Source organism: Arthrobacter sp. B2a2-09 (genome assembly GCF_027587375.1).
Lineage (GTDB): Bacteria > Actinomycetota > Actinomycetes > Actinomycetales > Micrococcaceae > Arthrobacter.
The window spans coordinates 1-631 of sequence record NZ_JAMXIC010000078.1; the positions used below are offsets into that span (position 1 = coordinate 1).

The following is a 631-nucleotide window of genomic DNA, read 5'->3' on the forward strand; positions in this document are numbered from 1 at the left end:
CGGTCCACCACCTCAAGCAGGACAAGTACTTCCCGCCGGTAGGCCGCATCGACGGCGCCGCGGGCGACCGTAACCTGGTCTGCTCCTGCCCTCCGATCGAAGCCTTCGAGAACTAAGGACTCCTCACGATGACTGAGAACTACACTGCGCTCTACGAAGAGCACAAGAAGGCCGGCGCTTCCTTCACCGATTTCGGTGGCTGGCAGATGCCCCTGAAGTACTCCTCCGAACTGGCCGAACACCACGCCGTCCGCCAGTCCGCAGGCCTGTTCGACCTCTCCCACATGGGCGAAGTCTGGGTCACCGGCCCGGAAGCCGCCGCTTTCCTGGATTACGCCTTGGTGGGCAAGATCTCCGCCATGTCTGTCGGCAAGGCCAAGTACTCGCTGATCTGCCAGGAAGACGGCGGCATCATCGATGACCTCATCACCTACCGCCGCGGCGATTCCAGGTTCCTGGTGGTTCCGAACGCCGGCAACGCCAAGGTGGTTGCCGAGGCGCTGGCACAAAGGGCCCGATCGGGCAAAGATGGCGGCTTTGACGTGGCCGTCGAGGACGCCTCCGCGGCAACCTCGCTGATCGCCGTCCAGGGCCCCAAAGCGGAAGAAATCCTCCTCCGCCTGGTCCCGGC

1 pseudogene is annotated in these 631 nt (G+C 64.0%); it reads left to right on the top strand.

Annotation, left to right across the window (positions count from 1 at the left end):
* Positions 1–128: 128 nt before the first annotated feature.
* Positions 129–631, top strand: a pseudogene (locus NFJ07_RS25590) (glycine cleavage system protein T); the annotation flags it as partial.